The organism is Okeania sp. SIO3B5 (genome assembly GCF_010692555.1).
In the GTDB taxonomy this organism is placed as follows: Bacteria; Cyanobacteriota; Cyanobacteriia; order Cyanobacteriales; family Microcoleaceae; genus Okeania.
This window is the reverse complement of sequence record NZ_JAAHHG010000745.1, coordinates 1-3,598: the sequence shown is the minus strand read 5'-3', so window position 1 is coordinate 3,598 and position 3,598 is coordinate 1. Positions and strand designations below refer to the sequence as shown.

The 3,598-nt window shown below is 39.2% G+C and carries 2 protein-coding genes and 1 pseudogene; all 3 read right to left on the bottom strand.

Features of this window, described 5'->3' with window-relative positions:
* Positions 1-295: 295 nt before the first annotated feature.
* Positions 296-433 (bottom strand): annotated as a pseudogene (locus F6K54_RS41845) (IS701 family transposase); the annotation flags it as partial.
* Positions 434-719: 286 nt separating this feature from the next.
* The gene (locus F6K54_RS41840) at positions 720-2,600 is read right to left on the bottom strand and encodes an alpha/beta fold hydrolase (protein WP_293090393.1); all 1,881 of its coding nucleotides are present in this window, start codon (positions 2,598-2,600) and stop codon (positions 720-722) included.
* Complete coding sequence (locus F6K54_RS41835) at positions 2,581-3,429, bottom strand: AMP-binding protein (RefSeq protein WP_293090392.1); 849 nt, start codon at positions 3,427-3,429, stop codon at positions 2,581-2,583. The genes F6K54_RS41840 and F6K54_RS41835 overlap by 20 nt, the downstream gene beginning before the upstream one ends.
* Between the last annotated feature and the right edge of the window lie 169 nt (positions 3,430-3,598).

Here is a 3,598-nt window from a genome sequence, read left to right as displayed (position 1 = left end):
CCTCGGCGGGTTGACGCTTTGCTTCGCATAGCTGTCGCTAACACAGGGTGCTGCTTCCTTGGCGGTAGTCTAACGCTTCCCTCCACGTCCGCGCACGAGTTTCCGAGTGCCCCCCGGCAACTAATAAAACTGTAGCATATATTCAATTCACTTACAAATAAAATAAAAAGTCCCCTTCAAAGGGGAGGCTTTAAACCCAATTTTTCGGTAAGCAAAATTATAAGTGGAACACTGTGGCCAATAACACTTTAACTTTCCCAGCGGGAAAGTCCCGCGCTGTCATTTTCAATTCAGCAGAAAGAATTAACCAACGATAAACACCTAATAAAGTTTTTTGTCCAAAACGATGAAGACTAAATTGATGTTTGGCCGTTTTAAAGAAACCTTCAATCTGCCATGGACGTTTTCCCCAACGGACGATAGTTTTTCCCTTCATATCATGTCCGGCAGCATCGGAGCGTGTATAAAATTAAGTTGACAATAGAAGAAAACCTTCTGCCTCCTGCCTCCAGCTCCCGCTGCCTTCCTTCCACCAAAGTCTAATTATTCAACCGGACATGATATCAGTTAGCAACTACGAGTTGGCACGCTCATATCAGCTTTCCTAGTTTTAGGCCAGCTTGTCACCCCGTGAGATTATTCAATTCCCTAAGGCAAATCCCTTTCTATATATGGCTTTCAACTAGCTTGCAACCCCGTGAGCTTCTCTCCACACAACGTCAAAATAGACAATCCCGTAACGTTTCAGCCAACACTTGAACATGAGGTTCCGCTATCATCGTTAGATGATTACCAGGAACATTATACACTTCTACAGGTTGAGATGAGTATTTTCCCCAACCCCAGAGCATATCGCTTTCTATCTCCTGTTTTATAGTATGTCCAAATCCCTTTTCTGCCATTGTTTCTGTGACTATATCACTGGCTTTAAATAGAGAAATCGGAATCGGATAATTTGTCTGTGGATGATAAGAATAGGTTGCTTCATAATCGCTCATTAAAACTCTGACAAAACCACGAATTTGTTGAGTACCTGTACCTGGAGGAAAAAAGTCAATCGTTTGTAACCTTTCATAAATATAGTTCCATTGTTCCTCTGATTCCAGAGATTCAAGGATTTCTCTTGATACTTCAAGCTCTTTACCAAACAATTGTTCAATTAACGCCACAACTAAGATGAGCTTCCTAGAATTATCCCAATCTCGATCGATATTAGGTTTATTTTCTAAAGCATCGGGAATTGGAGTCTCAATTATGACTAACCGAGCTACTTCATCCCCTTGCTTTTTAAGTTGTTGAGTTATCTCAAATGCAACTAAAGCACCAAAAGAATGACCACCTAAATAATAAGGCCCTTTAGGTTGAACAGTTTTGATATATTTAATATAGTTGTCTGCAATATCTTCAATACTGGTATAAGGCTCTGATTCTCCATCAAGACCAACGCCTTGCAAACCATAGAAAGGTCGGTCTAAACTTAAATAGCGAGCTAAGTTAGAAAAATAAATAACGTTTCCTCCTGCTCCAGGTACGCAAAAGAATGGAGGTTTATCACCCTGGGTTTGAATCGGCACCAGAGGAGACCAAGAAATTGAGTTTGTCGATTCTCGCAGAATAGTTGCAAGTTTTTCAATAGTTTGAGCTTGAAAAAGAGTAGATAAGGGGAGATTTTTGCCAAATTCTTGCTCAATTTGAGCCATAAGTTTTAAGGCCAACAGAGAATGCCCACCAAGATTGAAAAAATTGTCTTGAATTCCTATTGGGAAGACCTGGAGAATATCTGACCAAATTTTGGCAAGTTGCTGTTCCAGAGTATCTCGTGGCAAAATAAAGGGTGGTTTTTCCTCATTATCAGTTGGTTGTAAATCTAATCTGATTTGGGGAATTTCAGCTTCCGGAATAATGTTTTGTAGATCGGACAATTTTGCATCTGGATTCTGAATAATGTAGTTGAAAAATTGTAGGAAATGATCGAGAATTTTAATCACTTCAGAATTGTCAAGTTGATATTGATTATAGACAACATTGAGCTTAAGTTCGGAACCGGGAATAGCAAGAATAGTTAAGCTATATTTGGTTTGTGCCCCTACAGAATAATTTTGATTGAGACTAATATTAAAGTCTGAAAATTCGGCGACTGAGGTATCAATTGGATAGTTCTCGAATACTAGAATACTATCATATAAGCGCGATGAACTTGATAGTTCGCTCCATTCATGGATTTGTCCTTGGGAACAGTATTCATAGGATTTTTGTTGCAATTGTTGCTGTTGATTTTCTTGTAACCAAGACCACAGGGACATATTGGGAGTAATTGAGAATCGGATCGGTACAGTATTAATAAACAAACCAACCATAGACTCAACTCCTAAAATATCTGGAGGACGACCAGAAACAGATGCTCCAAATACGATATCCAATTGATCGCTATAGCAACTTAAGAGCAGTGCCCAAACTCCTTGTACGAGAATGTTTAAGGTGAGACGATTTTGTTTTACCAGAACATCTAGTGCTGCTGTAGATGAAGCTGATAAGCAAATACTTTGACGACCATAGGATTGTTCGGGGAGAGAAAAATTGTCAGATGAAACTATAAACATCTTGCCAAATTTCAGCTAAAGTCTGTTCTATTTTGTTTTTTGGAGCGACAAACTCTTCTGTTCTAGTTAATTCTATATCTGGAGCAGGTAATGCTTTTCTATCTACTTTACCATTGGAAGTTATCGGGAGCTTTTCTAGTATAACAAACCCGGAAGGAATCATATACTCAGGCAGTTTATCTAGAAGAAACTGCCGTAGATGCACAGGAGTTAGATCGGGATTTTTGCTGACAACATAGGCAAATAAGCGTTTATTATTCGGTGTATCTTCCCGTGGAATAACAATTCCATGTTCAACTGGGGGATGAGTCAATAAAATCGCTTGAATTTCTCCTAATTCAATGCGGAATCCCCGAATTTTTACTTGAGTGTCTATTCTTCCGAGAAACTCAATATTGCCATTGGGTAGATAGCGTACTAAATCCCCAGTCTTATAAAATTTACTGGTCTTGCTTCCAGAATCAAAAGGGTTGTCGATAAACTTCTCTGCTGTTAACTCAGGTCGATTTAGATAACCTCTAGCTAAACCATCTCCCCCAACATATAATTCTCCTGGTACTCCAATAGGAACAGGTTGAAGGTGGCGATCGAGAACAAAAAACTGAGTGTTAGATAGGGGACAACCAATCGGTAAATTTGTTGCACCTTCTGATATATTTTCTACTAAATACCAGCTAGAGAAAGTCGTATTTTCTGTTGGCCCATAGACATGAAGTAATCTCTCTGGACTCCCTTTTTCTAAAATTTGTTTTACCCAACTAGGATCGACAGCTTCTCCTCCAAACAATAATGTTCTTACTATAATATAAGACTTTGAGCTATTGGACACTTCCTGTGATTTGTAAATATGCCAGCGCACATTGCTATAGCTTTTTTTTCTCACCCCATCCCCCCATCACCCCATCACCCCATCTCCCCATCTCCCAAATAAGCTCTATATATCATAATTCAATTTCTTCTTCACCAGGTTTTAAGTCTTCTGACGGAGCTGTTTGTAA

Bases quoted from the DNA above. Each gene is read 5' to 3' on its own strand.
- F6K54_RS41840 (WP_293090393.1), bottom strand. From the start codon at position 2,600: ATGTTTATAGTTTCATCTGACAATTTTTCTCTCCCCGAACAATCCTAT.